Genomic DNA, 14,610 nt, shown 5'->3' on the forward strand with positions numbered 1-14,610 from the left:
TGAGCCTTGTTGTAGATGGCGGATCGATTGTGCGAGCCTTCGACGGCGACCATCAGAGGGCCTGAAACACCCCACTCGATGAACGGGTTATTTCTGGTCGGCATCCAGCACTCTGAACCCCTCCGCCAGCAGCTGCGCCTTCAGCTGGGGCCACTGATCCTGCGGCAATCTGACCGCGATGGTGACCTTGTCGGCGTACTCGGCATCTTCACAGACTCCCAGATGCCGCTCGGCGAGAAAACGCAGCCGGGATTCCCCGGCAAAGTCGCAGACGACCCGGACCCGCACCAGTGGAACAAAAGGCTTCAGCGCGACGGATTGCAACGCCGCTCCGACGGCGCCGCGGTAGGCGCGCATCAGACCGCCGACACCCAGCTTGGTGCCGCCGAAATAGCGGGTGACTATGGCACCGGCGTTGCCGATCCCCTGCTTCAACAGCAGTTCCAGCATCGGCCGCCCGGCGCTGCCGCCGGGCTCGCCATCGTCGTCAGCCTGCATCACATCCGGGTTGGCGGGGTTGCCGATCACAAGCGCGGTGCAGTGGTGGGAGGCGTCCGGGTATTGGGTACGCACCGCGTCCAGCTGCCGCTGAAAGGCCGCCCTGTCCTGCACCGGCCCCAGCCAGCAGATGAAGCGGCTCTTCTTTTCCTCTGTCTCAGCGACAACGGGAGAGCAGAGAATCTGGTAGCTCACCGGCGAATTCGTCCCAGGGTTGTTCTCGCAGCCTCTCGTACAGGGGCTTGAATTTGGTCTGCCAGACCCGGTTGTCGACAACACTCATATGCTTGCAGCGAATGATGCCCTCTCCGTCAACCAGGAATGTCTCGGGCGCACCCGTGGCACCGAGGTCGAGATACAGGCGCCCCTCCCTGTCGGCGACGCTGAACAGGTAGGGGTCATGCATGGTGTCGAGCCATTTTTTCACTTGCACCGGATCGTCGCGCAGATTGACACCGACAATGGGCACGCCCTCTTCCGCCAGCTTGTTCAGATAGGGGTGCTCGGCGCGGCAGGGCGGACACCAGGTGGCCCAGACGTTGAGCAGGTAGGGTTCGGAAGGCAGGTCGTCCCGCCCCATGCGCCGCTCCTCGTCGAGCACCCTGGGCAGGGAGAATTCTGGTACTGGCTTGCCCAGCAGTGCCGAGGGCAGCTTCTGGGGATTCAGGAAGAGACCGCGCCAGAACAGCAGCGCCAGCGCGGCAAAGATAATCAGCGGCAGAAACAGTTTTAACCTTGCCATCTTCTCGTTGTTTTTCCTTATGCGGCGACCGCGGCGCCGTCGATTGCCACCGCCCGCGCGGCCTTCGCTTTGCGGTAACGCTTATCCGCCACCGCGATACCGCCGCCGGCGGCCATCAGCAGGGCGCCGAGCCAGATCCACACCACGAACGCCTTGTACTGCAATCGCAGGGCCCAGTCGCCGTTGGGCTCGCTCTCGTCCAGCGGCTCGCCGAGGGCCACATAGATATCGCGGAACAGGCCGGAGTCGATGGCCGCCTCGGTCATGGTGTTGCCGCCAGAGAAATAGTTGCGCTTCTGCGGGTGCAGCTCCGCCACCTCGCGGCCATTTTTACTCACATAGACCACACCTTCGACGGCGCGGTAATTGGGCCCGCGGACATTGCGCACGCCTTCGAAGCGGAAATCGTAACCCGCCACCCGGTGACTGTCACCGGCCCCCATACGCAGGTCTTTTTCGACGCTGTACACCGTCGTCAAGGCCACGCCGAGTACGGTAACCGCGAGACCGATATGCGCAACGTGCATGCCGAAATAACTGGCCCGCTGGCGCCTGAGACCGGCGACGAAAGACGTCGCATTGCGGGTACGGGCGTAGATATGCGCTACACTGGCCGCGCTCACCCACACACCGGCAAAAATTCCCAGCACCGCGCCCCAGTGGAAATCACCCAGCGCGAAGGGCAGCACCAGCGCCGCGACGACCGCAACCGCCAGCGGCAGCCCCCAGGCGCGGAGGAGTTTTTCCCAGCGGCTGTCTTTCCAGTTGGCGTGGATGCCCAAGCCGAGCAGCAGGCACAGCAGCGCCATCAGCGGCACGAAGAACAGGTTGAAGAAGGGCGGACCGACACTGATCTTGCCCCAGCCCAGCGCATCGGCCAGCAGCGGGTACAGGGTGCCGGTCAGCACCATGGCCATAATCAGCACCAGCAGAATATTGTTGCCGAGCAGGAAGGTCTCGAGTGAACGGAAAGAGAAAACACTGCCGGCGCTGACCGCCGGCGCGCGCAGCGCAAACAGCAGCAGCGACAGGCCAACCACCAGGGCCAGGAACGCGAGAATAAAGCCCCCGCGCAGCGGATCCGTGGCGAAGGCGTGTACCGAGGTGAGCACACCGGAGCGCACCAGGAAGGTGCCCAGCAGGCTGAGGCTGAAGGCGAAGATCGCCAGCAGGATGGTCCAGCTCTTGAACAGGCCGCGCTTCTCGGTAACCGCCAGGGAATGCAGCAGTGCGGTGCCCACCAGCCACGGCATAAAGGAGGCGTTTTCCACCGGATCCCAGAACCACCAGCCCCCCCAGCCCAGTTCGTAGTAGGCCCACCAGCTGCCGAGCGCGATACCGAGCGTCAGGAAAGCCCAGGCGACGGCGGTCCAGGGGCGCGCCCAGCGGGCCCAGGCCGCGTCCAGCTGGCCGCCGAGCAGCGCGGCGATGGCGAACGCGAAGGCGACCGAGAAGCCCACATAGCCCATATACAACAGCGGCGGGTGGATGATCATGCCCGGGTCCTGCAGCAGCGGATTCAGGTCGCTACCCTCCAGCGGCGGGAACGGCAGGCTGCGGTCGAACGGGTTGGAGGTGAGCAGGATAAACAGGAAGAAGCCCACCAGCACCAGGCCGAGCACCGACAGCACCCGGGCGACCAGCTCCGCCGGCAGTTGGCGACTGAACAGCGCCACCGCGGCGGCCCAACCGGCCTGGATCAGCAGCCACAGCAGAATGGAACCCTCGTGCCCGCCCCAGACGGCGGTGATCTTGTAGTGCAGCGGCAAGATGCTGTTGGAGTTCTGCGCTACATAACTGACAGTGAAATCGCTCTGCACAAAGGCGATCGTCAGACACAGATAGGCGATAGTGGTAAAGGCCAGCACTCCGAACGCCAGCGGGCGACCGGCTTCCATCCACAGCGGCCGCGCCGCAAAGCTGCCGGCCAGGGGTACCGCGGACAGCGCCAGCGACAGCAGCAGCCCGCAAATCAGGGCGAAGTGGCCCAGCTCCGGAATCATATTTTGGCCCCGCCTGCGCAGCTGGCCTCGACCTTCATGGATTCGGCCACTTCCGGCGGCGTATAGGATTCGTCGTGCTTGGCCAGCACCTGATCCGCGCGCAGTACGCCGTCGCGCTGCAGCCGCCCGGTGATCACGGCGGCCTCCCCCTCAGCGAAGAGATCCGGCAGTATCTTGTCGAACACCACCTGCAGCTCGGCCTCGCCGTCGGTGATCGCAAAGCGCATATCGAGGCTGTCCGCGGTGCGCTGCACACTGCCCGGCACCACGCAGCCGCCGGCGCGGACGCGCTTTTCGAAAGGCACTTCACCGGCGGCGAAGGCGCTGGGCGCGTAGAAGTAATCCATATTGTTGCGCATCGCGTAGGTGACAAAACCCACCGCGGCGCTGGACAGGGCCACCAGGACAATTACCAGTATCAGGCGCTGCTTGCGTGCTGGGTGCATGGTTCTCGTTCTACTCCGAAATTCCAAGAAAACTTGTACCTGGCCCGGCGAATCCGCTGAACCGCAAAATTTTGCCGGGGCTGCCCCCTCCGCGGGAGAGGGCGAAAGCGGGCTCGGCTACGGCCCCCGCTACAGGGCCCCGGCAGCCGCCTTGCGTTTTTCGACCGCGTTGCGGCGCTGCAGAATACGCTGTTGGCGCAGCAGCTCGCGCCGCAACTGGCGGCGGCGTACGGACGGATACCCGGCCAAGCCGATCAACGCGGCGAAGGTCACGGCGTAGGCAATCCACACATAGATGCCGTGGCCCTGCATCGCCAGAAAATCGGCAAAGCTGGCAAACTGAAACTCCAACTTATCTCTCCTCCTCGAGCGCCTGCCGCACCCACTGGGTGCGCCACTCGCGCTGCAGCACCAGGGCGCGGGTATGGGCTATCAGGGTCCAGGCGTACATGCAGTAGAAACCGACGATCATCGTCAGCAGCGGATAGAACATGCTCGGATCTATGCTGCTGGATTCGGTCAGGCGGAGCGTGGCCGGCTGGTGCAGGGTGAACCACCAGTCCACCGACTTGTAGATGATCGGGATATTCACTGTGCCGACCAGGGCCAGCAGCGCGCAGGCCTTGTCCGCCACCGCCTCGCGCGTGAAGGCGCGGGACAGTGCCATCACGCCGATATACAAAAACAGCAGGATCAGCATCGAGGTGAGGCGCGCATCCCAGACCCAGTAGGTGCCCCAGGTGGGCTTGCCCCAGACGGCGCCCGTAAACAGCGCGATAAAGGTCAGCACAGCGCCGATGGGCGCGGCCGCGCGCATCACCGCAAACGAGAGTTTGATCTTCCAGATCAGGCCGACGGCCCCGCTGATGGCCATGACGTAGTAACCGGCCAGGGCCAGGAAGGCGGCCGGCACATGGATATAGATGATGCGGTAGCTGTTGCCCTGCTTCGCATCCTGTGGCGCGAAGCCGAGCCCCCAGACACTGCCGATGGTCAGCAGCAACACGCTCGCCAGTGCCAGCCACGGCAGCCAGGCGCCGGTTTTCTGGTAAAACCAGCGCGGCGAACCCAAGCGGTGAAACCATTGCCAGGCCAAGGAAACCTCCAAATCAATTATCCAGGCTGATGCGGATTGCACCCGCGGCGGCGAGCGGCGCCAGGGCCGCAGCCGCGGCCAGCAGCGCGGCGAGTATCGCCAGCTGCGCGGCGAAGGCGTAGCCTTCGATGGCCGCCTGCACCGCGCCGGTGCCGAAGATTAACACGGGCACATAGAGCGGCATAACGATCAGCGCCAGCAGCAGGCCGGGGCGGCGCAGCGCGACCGTCAGCCCCGCCCCCACGGCGCCGATCAGGCTCAGGCTGGCGGTGCCCAGCAACAGCGAGACCAACAGACACAGGTAGCCGGTCGCGGGCAGGTTCAGCATCAATCCCAGCAGCGGCGACAGCAGCGCCAGCGGCAGACCGGTGACCAGCCAGTGCACCGCGGTTTTTGCCAGCACGGCAAAGTACAGCGGCTGCGGGGACAGGGCCAGCTGTTCCAGAGTGCCGTCTTCGAAGTCACTGCGCAGCAGGCTCTCCTGGGACAGCAGCGTCGCCAGCAGCGCCATCACCCAGATCATACCCGGCGCCAGCTTGGCCAGCAGATCGGGCTCCGGCCCCACCCCCAGAGGCAGCAGCGCCAGCACGGTGACGAAAAACAGCAGCGGATTGGCGATATCGGCGCGCTTGCGCAGGGCCAGCAGCAGTTCCACCTTCACGAGCGAGGCCATCCCCGGAACTTGGCGCACTTGGCCCGTTGACTGATCGACGCTAGACACTGCCGCCTCCGATAGCGTCCGCACAGCCGTCGAACGCGAACTCCGAATCGCCGACGGCAAATTCGGCCAGGTCGATGCGCCGCAGACCCGCCAGGGCCACCGGCTGGTGGGAGGTAAACAGAATGCCGCCGCCGCGCTCCAGGTGCTCGGCCATACGCGCCTGCAGGCGGGCCACACCGGCCACATCCAGCGCCGCCAGCGGCTCGTCGAGTATCCACAGCGGCGGCGCGCCGGGCAGGAACAGCCGCGCCAGCGCCACGCGCCGATTCTGGCCGGCGGAGAGCTGCTGGCACAGGGTGTCTTCAAAGCCATACAGGTCGAGCTTTTCCAGCGCGCGCGCGGCCGCTGCCCGGCTGGCGCCGTACCAGGCCAGGTTTTCCAGCGGCGTCAGCCCGCCACGCACGCCGGCCTGGTGACCGATATACAAAAGAGAGTCTCGAAACTGAGGCAGGGCCTGGGGAAAGGGGCGGCCGCCCCACAGGATATCGCCGTCGTAGTCGCCGGCGCTGCCGATCAGGGTGCGCAGCAGCGTGGTCTTGCCGGCGCCGTTGGCGCCCTCTATCTGCACCGCGTCACCGGCGCCGACGGCGAAATCGAGCCCCGCAAACAGGCGCCGCCCGTCCCTTTGGCAGGACAGGTCGCGCACTTGCAGCAGCACTTGGGACTCGGGGGTCGCGGGCATGGAGGTGAACAACACGGCTTTGACGAAAATCTGAGCGGCATTATACCGGCACTGGCGCCAATTGCATGGAAATCGACTGCCCGGCGGGACAGGCGCCATTGGCCTCCGGTCGCGCCTCTGCTATTTTGGGCGTCCAAGAAGCGGCATCTGCCGCCCGCCCCGGGGATAGGGGCGGTACTCTGCGGTCGATATCAACGATAACAAAGCCGATATGCACCGGGCCCGCCCCCGGAACATGTCGTTCGGACGCACAACAAGGACGCATTGCAATGACAAACCTCGCCCTGGACGCCGCGCGCTGGCTCGATGCCGGTGCACTGACCCGCGAAGACACCCTGATCCGGCAGCAGCCCTTCCCCTTTTTCGTTGCCAGGCGACTGCTGGCCGAGGAGCCGATGCCGCAGCTGCTGGAGGATTTTCCGCGACTGAAGGGCGCCGGCTACCTGCCCTATGAGAAAACCCAGTGCGGCGATGCGATCAACCACCTGATCGAACACCTGGTGGAGCCGGCATTCGCCGACGCGATCGGCAACAACCTGGGTATCGAGCGCCTCTCCCGCTACCCCACCTACATCTCCATCAGCCGCTCGCTGAAGAAACGCCACGGCAATATCCATACCGACGGCAAATCGAAGGTGGCCACCGCACTGCTGTACCTGAACCCCGAGTGGACCCTGGACGGCAACGGCTGCCTGCGTTTTCTGAACCGCATCGACGACTACGAAGACATGGTGGTGCCGGAAATAAAACCCGCCTACGGCACCCTGGTCGCGTTCAAGCGCGCGGACAACTCTTTTCACGGACACCTGCCGTTTGAGGGACAGCGCCTGGTGATCCAGATCGCGTGGCTGGTGAGCGCCGAGGACAAAGCGCGCAAGGCCAGGCGCGGCAGGCTGTCCCACACGCTGAAAAAACTGCAGGGCTGGCTGGGGCGCAAGTTCGGCCGCGCGCAAGGGGATACGGCGCAACCGCGCTAGGGTGGCGGCGGGACCGCCCCCGCCTTTTCAGGGGCCCGCTAGCGGGCGCTGGCCGCGCGGGCCTGTCTCCGGCCCGCGGCGCCTTCGCCCCAGTTCAACACCGCCCGCACGCGGCTGCTGCCGGGTTGCAACTGCAGCTTGCGACAGATGGAGCGCAACAGCGGCAGGCCGCGCCCGGAATAGGCGTTGCCACTGCCGAAATGTTCAGGCAGGCCCGGGCCGCTGTCCTCCACCACCACTTCGAGTAGACCCCGGCCGCCGCGGTCTCGACAGCGCAGCGCTATGCGGATCCAGCCCTCACGCAGCTGGTTGCGGCCATACTGCAGCTGGCGGTAGTAGTCGGCGAAACCGCTATCCGTCCCCTTCAGGGCGCTATCGAGCTGCAGCAGGCCGTGCTCGAGGGCATTGCGGAACAGCTCGCCGAGCACAATCGTCAAGGGGTCGCGAAAGCTCCCCGCGCCGGGCACCTGCGCCAGTACACTGTGTAACAGCGGCAGCGGATCCGCATCGCGCAACTCCTCCGGTCCCAGGGTAAAGTTGATCGACCAGTCACCGAGCCCCATCGCGCTCTCTGTGGACGGGCTGTTCAGCGCCCAGGCACCACCCTGCCAGGGCGCGGCCCGGTCCAACGCCACCTCCACCAGCGACAGGTCATCTTGCCGGCCGGCGCTGAAGCGGTTCACCGACGACAGAACGTAATCGAAATGCCGCCCCTCCGGCAGTTCCGCCGACAGCGCCTGCAGCAGGCGCTGTTCGCCGAACAGCTCACCGCGCGGATTGCGCGCCTCGTGGATGCCGTCGCTCCACAGAAAAAGGCGATCCCCCCAATCCACCGGGATATGTACTATCGCGTCCTCGATCGAAGCGGGGTCCAGCACCCCCAGCGGCAGGTAGCGGGATTCCAGCAGGCGCAGGGCCCCGCTGCGGTGGCGGATACAGACGCGGGGCATACCGCCGTTGAACAGACGGATATGCCGCTTGTGCGGATCCAGCTCAAACATCACCGCGCAGCAGAACATATCCGCCGGCAGCACATGGTGCAGCTTGGCGTTCAGCTCGCGCAGTATGTGGCTGAGGGAGAAGCCCTTGGGCACCATCGAGTAAAAAATCGCGGTGAGCGGCACCGCCCCCACCGCCGCGGCCAGACCGTGCCCGGTGAAATCGCCCAGCAACAGCATCAGCTTGCCACCGGGACCATAGGCGGCCGCCAGCACGTCCCCGGCCAGCACCGCGCCGGGAGAGAGGTGGTAGCGGATCGCGTCCGTCTGCCCGAGACAGCCCTCGTGCCCCATATTGTCGAAGATCTGCCGCGCGCTCGCCTGTTCCTGCAGCAGGTCCGCGTGGTGCCGGCGTATCCGGTTGCGCTGCGCCAGCAGGCTGCGGCTGAAGTCACACAGGCGCTGCAGCGCGGCCAGTTTCAGTGCCACCAGATCGGGATCGTAGGGTTCCAGCAGGATATCGTCGCAGCCGGCCCGCAGGCTGCCGGGGGAGGCGGAGTCCCGCGCGGACATAACAAAGAGTATCGGCACCGGTTCCAGACCGGCCCGGGCGCGCAGCTGCCGCAGGTCGTCGGCAGTTGCCGCCCGGGCCGCCAGCGGCCCGAATATCACCACCCGGGGACTCAGGGCCGGATAGTCGCTCAGGGCCGCGGCGGCACTCTGCGACAAGTGAACCTGAACATCGCCCGGCCCCACCCCGTCTCGGGAGCAGTTCCCCAGCAACCGGCACAGCCGCGACGCCTCCCCGGTGTCGCCCTCAATCACCAGTATCGGGAATCGGCCGGCCGCCATCAGCGCACGGTGAAAATCTTGTCGAAGTTGGATATCGCGAGAATATTGCCCACGTGTTCGTTGGCGTTCAGCAGCTCGACGCGGATATGCGTCGAATCCCCGGCGCTCCCCAGGCAGTGGTCGCGCAACAGCAGCAACATCCCCAGGGCCGCGCTGTCGAGGTGCAGGGTTTCCGAGAGATCGATGCAGTAGTGCTTGGGGGAGGATGGAAGGTTTTGGTAGGCGCGCTGAAAGTCCCGGTGCACGTTAAAGTCGAAGTTTCCGGCCACCCGTATCGTCAGCGCATCGCCGTTGCTCGAAAGCTCCGAGGAGACCCGCCCCGTATTTTGTTCAGCTGCCACCATTGCGAATATCCCTTTCGTTGAGTTTCAGCACAGTTCAGCGGTACGCCCCGATCCACTGCACTGCCGCCCGGAAAAGTCGCACTGACCAACGAAAAGACCTGATTCGATCGGCCCCGCACGACCTTCGACCTGGGCGCAGCACCCGCGCGCCCCAAACCCAGTCCACCGCGCCCCTGTACAGAACAGGCCGGGGCGGACACAGGCCGGTTACCGGTTTAAAACACAGAGGCATAGTACCCCGAACGAGCCACAAACGCAGCCTCAACGGAGCAGGGGCAGAGCACGCCGCCCAGAGCCAAAAAAGGCGCCGATTAGGCGCCTTTTAGAGTACCGGTTTAAAGGTCGAAGTCGTAATCCATTAGCTCGCGCCTGAGACGCATTTCCTCCAACTTGTCCTCGACCCTCCTGCGGGCATCGCGGGGAGGGGTAGAGGTGGCCTGTTTCAGTACCTCATTTGCGATTTGAGGGATGTCGTCAATATCAAAATCGATGTAATTTTCGCTAACGTTGCCGCTCATACGAAACTCCACAATCTCGATCTGCGAACGCAGAAACACCCTTGTTGTTTTTGTTGTTCCGTCGCAGATTAGCCAGCACTGCCGACCCCGGTCAAGCAAAATTTTGCCCGCGGAAACAAGTTTTTTGCCGCCGCTCCGGACCCCCGGAGTGGCGCGCAAAAACTTCCCTCAAAACCCGGATCGGTGGTGCAAAATTACCGCCGAATCGCGACCGGATTGCGACAGTTTTTCGACAGAATGGTGAAAGTGAAACGGCGGGAATAGAGGTAACCCGCCGCGCCGGTGTTACCGGCGGTGACAGCGCCGAAGGAGCGGCCGCGCCTGCGCCCTTCCCCAGAAACCACTCCCCCGGCCGGAGCGGGAACGCGCGGCATGACAGCGGGGCACGCAGCCGTTAGAATAGCCGCCTTTCCGGCCACAGGCGGTTGAAAACCGCCGCCTCAGGCCTCCGCCCCCGTCGGTTAACAGGATAAACCACGGACCTCCTAAGTCCGGACTGGTGGTTCGAGTCCACCCGGGGGCGCCAATCCGGCCACCGTCGATCAGGCCAGGGCGGCGTACATCAACAGAACCGCAAACAGCCCCACCAGTATTACGCTACCCCAGAACACACGCACCGAGCGCTCTATCTGGCGCTGACTGGCCCCAACTTTCCGCCTGCTCTTTTTCATAGCCTACAAGCCCTCCTTACCTGTAAACGCAGCGGCCGCAGAGCGCCCCCCCTACTCGCCATCTCTGAATATCGCCACGCGCGCCGGCTGGCGGGAACTGCGGCTGGCCCGGTACATGCCTTTGGTATTGAAAACCATCGCGATATTGCCAGCCGCATCCAGCACTATGACGCCACCGGTACCGCCGACCGGAGTCAGTTCCCGGTTGATCACCTCGTCCGCCGCCTCGGCCACCGACTCGCCCAGATACTGCACCCGCGCGCAGATATCCGCGGCCACGTTGTAGCGGATAAAGTACTCGCCGTGGCCGGTGGCGGAAACGGCGCAGGAATCGTTGTCGGCAAAGGTGCCGGCGCCAATCACCGGGGAGTCGCCGATACGGCCGTAGCGCTTGGCGGTCATGCCGCCGGTGGAGGTGCCGGCGGCGATATTGCCCTGCCGATCCAGGGCCACGGCGCCGACGGTGCCCATCCTGAAAGGCGCGGGCAGCCGGCCCACGGCGGCCTGGTAGTCCTTATCCTGCTTTTGCTCTTCTTTCAGCTTCTCTTTTGCCTTCTGCAACTGCTCGAAGCGCTGCTCTGAATCGAACAGCTTGTTGTCCACCAGCGGCACTCCGCGCGACTGCGCGAAGGTCTCGGCGCCCTCGCCGGCGAGCATCACGAAAGGCGAATCCTCCATGACCATGCGCGCCAGCTCGATCGGGTTCTCTATACGCTTGACACCCGCGACCGCACCGGCTTCGCGGGTCTCGCCGTCCATAATGGAGGCATCCAGCTCGTGGTGTCCGTCGTAGGTATAGACGGCGCCCCTGCCGGCGTTGAACAGAGGCGAGTCCTCCAGCACGGTGATCGCCGCGACCACCGCGTCCAGGCTGCTGCCGCCCTTTTCCAGCACCGCGTAGCCCTTGTCCAGGGCCTCGCTCAGCTTGTCCCGATAGGCCTTCTCCCGCGCCGGGGTCATCTTGCTCTTTTCGATGGTACCGGCGCCGCCGTGGATGGCGATGGCGATGGGACGCTCGGCGTGCAGCGTCGGGCTGTAAGCCAGGAGTAAGGCGGCGACTATGCGCAGGACTTTGTGGATCATCGTGAATGCCATTTCCGATCGAGTGGTCAGAGCCGGCATTTATTAGCATGTTGTGCTGCCCGGGGGAAGGGAGGACCGCAGCGGTCCAGTGTTTTTGGCCACTACCGCAGACACTGCAAGCAGCGAAGCGCGAAACGCAAAAAGCCCCCTGTGAATCTGCGACTGACAGGGCTTCTCGCCTGATAGGGTGGAGAGGGAAGGATTGACTCAAAACACACCTGAACGTGTTTTGACCCTACGGGCTCGGCGCGAGGCACCTCGGTCCCAACTCGCTGGCGCGGGTTGGTCAAACCCTGGCGAGGCTTCTCACCCTCCCGCATCGCGGTTAAACAAAAAAGCCCGGCATGAGCCGGGCTTTTTTGTTTAATGGCGGTGAGGGAGGGATTCGAACCCTCGATGCCTTTCGACATACACACTTTCCAGGCGTGCTCCTTCGACCACTCGGACACCTCACCGAAACTGATTGTCGCGTTCTCTGCTGGCTTTTTTTCGAGCTGCCAGTCCGCACGCCTGCGTGCTCGTTACGCCCTGAGGGCGCGCTCTTCGCTTCGACATCGATCGGGGACCTCGCCGAAGCAAATTTTTAGCTAAATCAGGAACATAGCTCCCGTTCAGCGAGCGCGCACTTTACAGAAACAGAGACCCCAGCGCAACCCTTATTGAGGATTCCACTCGGCAAAATAGTCCTCCACGGCCAGCTCCGGGGCCTGGCGCGGGGGTTTCTGGGGGGTGCCGCAGTAGATGAAACCGTCGATGCGCTCGCTGTCCGAAAGGCCCAACCCCTCGGCCACCAGCGGGCTGTAGGCCAGGGCGCCGGTGCGCCAGTAGGCGCCGACACCCTCGGCGTAGGCGGCGGTGAGCATGGCCTGGACGGCGCCGGCGGTGGACATATGCTGCTCCAGGTGCGGCACCTTCGGGTGTTCCTGCAGGCGGGTGATGGCGACGACGATCAGCGGCGCGCGCAGGGGCATGGCCAGGGTGCGCTCGCGCTGGGCGTCGCTCAGGGAGCCGCCCTCTGCCTGTTCCGCCGCGCGCAGGAACAGCTCGCCCAGGCGGTTGCGCGCCTCGCCCTCCACGGTCAGGAAACGCCAGGGGCGCAGACAGCCGTGGTCGGCCGCGCGCAGGGCCGCGCGAAAGATGTTCTGCCGCTGCTGCTCGCTGGGGGCCGGATCGGTCAACAGGCCGGTTGAGACTCGGTTGTGCAGTGCGGTCAGGGCATCCATGGCTTTCTCCGGTCAGACTTCGGTTGGCGGATTCTACCGCAAGCGGCGGGGGCGGCCTATGCACGCCCCGTAGACGGCGCCCGGCGACAGATATTTCGCATTCTGTACGCTTGAGGAGTACACTTCGCTCCAGCCACCGTTGCTGCAATTCACTTCCCATTAGACCGGGCCAGAACCCGCGGAATTGCCGCGCCGCTTGTTGCTCAATTTCTGCTCAACCGAAAAAAAGATAACCACAGAGATGCAGGACCAGCCTGAGGAGAATACCGGGCGGGAGGTAGATCCCCGCTACCCCCTCTATTTCCGCACACTGATCTGCTTCGCCGCGGCGGGCACGCTGGTGAACGTCGTCAACTGGTCGTCGCCCTGGCAGGTGAACAAGCTGCTGCCCCTGGGTATGGCGGCCCTGCTGCTGCTCTATACCGCCGTCGCCTACCAGATAAGCCGCCGGGCCAGTGCCGGCAGTGCGCGCAAGGTGCGCCGCTGGCTGTCTTTTACCGATGCGACACTGATCGGCGCGGCTATCGCCCTGGCCAATTTCAGCCTGCTGCCGTCGCTGCTGTTCGTGACCATGGTCCAGTTCAACGCGCTGACCGAGGGCGGCGGGCGCCGCTGGTTCGAACACAACACCGGCCTGCTGCTGGGCGTCGGCGCCGGCTACCTGATTCACAAGCCCACGCTGGTGGTCAATGCGGATCTGACGATCAGCGCCGCCAGCCTGATCGGCGTCTTCACCTACTTCTGTGCCTGGGCCTTCTACACCCACAAGCAGATCGCCCACCTGAAGGAGACCAACCGCGCGCTGACCCAGGAGCGGAGTGTGAGCAAAATGCGCACTTACAAGCTGTCCAAATACCTGCCCCAGCGCCTCTGGCGCGCGGTGACCAACGGGCGCGAGGGTGAGTTGGTCACCGAGCGCAAGCTGCTCACGGTGTTCTTCTCCGATATCAAGGATTTCAGCCAGCTGACCGAGGAGCTGGAGGCCGAGACTTTCACTCAGTTGCTGAACAGCTACCTGTCGGAGATGGCCCGCATCGCCGGTCAGTACGGCGGCACCATCGACAAGTTTATCGGCGACGCGGTGATGGTGGTGTTCGGCGATGACGACAGCAAGGGTCCCAAGTCCGACGCGCTGCGCTGCGTGGCCATGGCGCTGGCGATGCGCAAGCGTGTGCGGGAGATGAAGCAGGAGTGGTACAACAAGGGTATATCGCGGCCGCTGCAGGTGCGCATGGGCATCAACACCGGCTACTGCACCGTGGGTATCTTCGGCACCGCGAATTACCAGTCCTACACGGTGATGGGCACCCATGTGAACCTGGCGGCGCGCCTCGAGGGCGCGGCGCAGCCGGGGGAGATACTGATCAGCCACGAGACCTGGGCCATGATCAAGCACACCGTTATGTGCCGCGACAAGGGCCATATCACGGTCAAGGGCTTCAGCACGCCGGTTAAGGTCTACCAGGTCACCGACCTGCGCAAAAACCTCGGCGGCCAGCAGAGCTACCTCGAGGACCACGCGCCCGGCTTCTCCATGCACCTGGATCTGGACAAGATCCGCAATTACGACAAGGACAAGGTGTTGCAGTCGCTGGAGAAGGCGGTCGCGACCCTGAAGCGCAAAGTCATTATCTAGGGAACCTCTGAATAATTCCGCGATACCTCTGGCTTGCAGAGCGGTTCACAATCAAGGCGCGGCTTCGCAGGAATGTCTAGACCTTTCAAGAAGCCGCAACGCAGAGTGTGGATCGCTCTGCAAGCCCCGCAGGGCGGGCCCTGAAGGCTGCAGAGGTATTACGGAATTATTCAGAGGTTC

General features: G+C 64.2%; 16 protein-coding genes and 2 tRNA genes. 3 read left to right on the top strand and 15 right to left on the bottom strand.

Features of this window, described 5'->3' with window-relative positions; genetic code table 11:
* Positions 1-87: 87 nt before the first annotated feature.
* The 8 genes from ACXAF3_RS07385 to ccmA form a co-directional block, all read right to left on the bottom strand.
* Positions 88-693 carry an IMPACT family protein gene (locus ACXAF3_RS07385; RefSeq protein ID WP_475111654.1) on the bottom strand — a complete coding sequence of 202 codons (606 nt, stop codon included), beginning with the start codon at positions 691-693 and terminating at the stop codon, positions 88-90.
* On the bottom strand, positions 656-1,240 hold the full coding sequence (locus ACXAF3_RS07390) for a DsbE family thiol:disulfide interchange protein (RefSeq protein WP_475111655.1): 585 nt from the start codon (positions 1,238-1,240) through the stop codon (positions 656-658). The genes ACXAF3_RS07385 and ACXAF3_RS07390 overlap by 38 nt, the downstream gene beginning before the upstream one ends.
* 17 nt (positions 1,241-1,257) lie before the next feature.
* Positions 1,258-3,243, bottom strand: coding sequence for a heme lyase CcmF/NrfE family subunit (locus ACXAF3_RS07395; protein WP_475111656.1), 1,986 nt, complete (start codon positions 3,241-3,243; stop codon positions 1,258-1,260).
* The gene (gene ccmE / locus ACXAF3_RS07400) at positions 3,240-3,689 is read right to left on the bottom strand and encodes a cytochrome c maturation protein CcmE (RefSeq protein ID WP_475111657.1); all 450 of its coding nucleotides are present in this window, start codon (positions 3,687-3,689) and stop codon (positions 3,240-3,242) included. Before ccmE ends, ACXAF3_RS07395 begins: the two co-directional genes overlap by 4 nt.
* Before the next feature lie 129 nt (positions 3,690-3,818).
* Positions 3,819-4,040, bottom strand: coding sequence for a heme exporter protein CcmD (ccmD, locus tag ACXAF3_RS07405; protein ID WP_475111658.1), 222 nt, complete (start codon positions 4,038-4,040; stop codon positions 3,819-3,821).
* A 1-nt stretch (position 4,041) separates the two neighbouring features.
* On the bottom strand, positions 4,042-4,785 hold the full coding sequence (locus tag ACXAF3_RS07410) for a heme ABC transporter permease (protein WP_475111659.1): 744 nt from the start codon (positions 4,783-4,785) through the stop codon (positions 4,042-4,044).
* A gap of 13 nt (positions 4,786-4,798) precedes the next feature.
* The gene (ccmB, locus tag ACXAF3_RS07415) at positions 4,799-5,458 is read right to left on the bottom strand and encodes a heme exporter protein CcmB (RefSeq protein WP_475111660.1); all 660 of its coding nucleotides are present in this window, start codon (positions 5,456-5,458) and stop codon (positions 4,799-4,801) included.
* A 40-nt stretch (positions 5,459-5,498) separates the two neighbouring features.
* Positions 5,499-6,164 carry a cytochrome c biogenesis heme-transporting ATPase CcmA gene (ccmA, locus tag ACXAF3_RS07420; protein WP_475111661.1) on the bottom strand — a complete coding sequence of 222 codons (666 nt, stop codon included), beginning with the start codon at positions 6,162-6,164 and terminating at the stop codon, positions 5,499-5,501.
* Between the two features lie 293 nt (positions 6,165-6,457).
* Between ccmA and ACXAF3_RS07425 the strand changes: the two genes are divergently transcribed.
* A complete protein-coding gene (locus ACXAF3_RS07425; RefSeq protein WP_475111662.1) occupies positions 6,458-7,165 on the top strand; it encodes a 2OG-Fe(II) oxygenase in 708 nt (235 codons plus the stop codon).
* Between the two features lie 38 nt (positions 7,166-7,203).
* Here ACXAF3_RS07425 and ACXAF3_RS07430 read toward each other — a convergent pair whose 3' ends face one another.
* From ACXAF3_RS07430 to ACXAF3_RS07440, 3 genes are all read right to left on the bottom strand, one after another.
* Positions 7,204-8,955 (bottom strand): ATP-binding SpoIIE family protein phosphatase, encoded by a 1,752-nt coding sequence (locus ACXAF3_RS07430; RefSeq protein ID WP_475111663.1) that lies wholly within the window; start codon positions 8,953-8,955, stop codon positions 7,204-7,206.
* A complete protein-coding gene (locus ACXAF3_RS07435; RefSeq protein ID WP_475111664.1) occupies positions 8,955-9,299 on the bottom strand; it encodes an STAS domain-containing protein in 345 nt (114 codons plus the stop codon). Before ACXAF3_RS07435 ends, ACXAF3_RS07430 begins: the two co-directional genes overlap by 1 nt.
* Before the next feature lie 335 nt (positions 9,300-9,634).
* Positions 9,635-9,976, bottom strand: coding sequence for a PA3496 family putative envelope integrity protein (locus ACXAF3_RS07440; RefSeq protein ID WP_475111665.1), 342 nt, complete (start codon positions 9,974-9,976; stop codon positions 9,635-9,637).
* A gap of 291 nt (positions 9,977-10,267) precedes the next feature.
* Between ACXAF3_RS07440 and ACXAF3_RS07445 the strand changes: the two genes are divergently transcribed.
* A tRNA-Arg gene (locus tag ACXAF3_RS07445) sits at positions 10,268-10,343 on the top strand.
* A 16-nt stretch (positions 10,344-10,359) separates the two neighbouring features.
* Here the strand turns inward: ACXAF3_RS07445 and ACXAF3_RS07450 are convergent.
* The 4 genes from ACXAF3_RS07450 to ACXAF3_RS07465 all read right to left on the bottom strand — a co-directional run bounded on the left by ACXAF3_RS07450 (position 10,360) and on the right by ACXAF3_RS07465 (position 12,794).
* Positions 10,360-10,488, bottom strand: coding sequence for a hypothetical protein (locus ACXAF3_RS07450; protein ID WP_475111666.1), 129 nt, complete (start codon positions 10,486-10,488; stop codon positions 10,360-10,362).
* Positions 10,489-10,539: 51 nt separating this feature from the next.
* The gene (locus ACXAF3_RS07455; protein WP_475111667.1) at positions 10,540-11,571 is read right to left on the bottom strand and encodes an isoaspartyl peptidase/L-asparaginase family protein; all 1,032 of its coding nucleotides are present in this window, start codon (positions 11,569-11,571) and stop codon (positions 10,540-10,542) included.
* Positions 11,572-11,938: 367 nt separating this feature from the next.
* Positions 11,939-12,026, bottom strand: a tRNA-Ser gene (locus tag ACXAF3_RS07460).
* 201 nt (positions 12,027-12,227) lie between these two features.
* Positions 12,228-12,794, bottom strand: a complete 567-nt coding sequence (locus ACXAF3_RS07465) for a nitroreductase family protein (protein ID WP_475111668.1) — start codon at positions 12,792-12,794, stop codon at positions 12,228-12,230.
* 241 nt (positions 12,795-13,035) lie between these two features.
* On the opposite strand from ACXAF3_RS07465, the gene ACXAF3_RS07470 reads away from it, so the two are divergent.
* The gene (locus tag ACXAF3_RS07470) at positions 13,036-14,430 is read left to right on the top strand and encodes an adenylate/guanylate cyclase domain-containing protein (RefSeq protein WP_475111669.1); all 1,395 of its coding nucleotides are present in this window, start codon (positions 13,036-13,038) and stop codon (positions 14,428-14,430) included.
* Positions 14,431-14,610 lie beyond the last annotated feature (180 nt).

The sequence above is a fragment of the Microbulbifer sp. ABF4_143 genome, assembly GCF_056160225.1.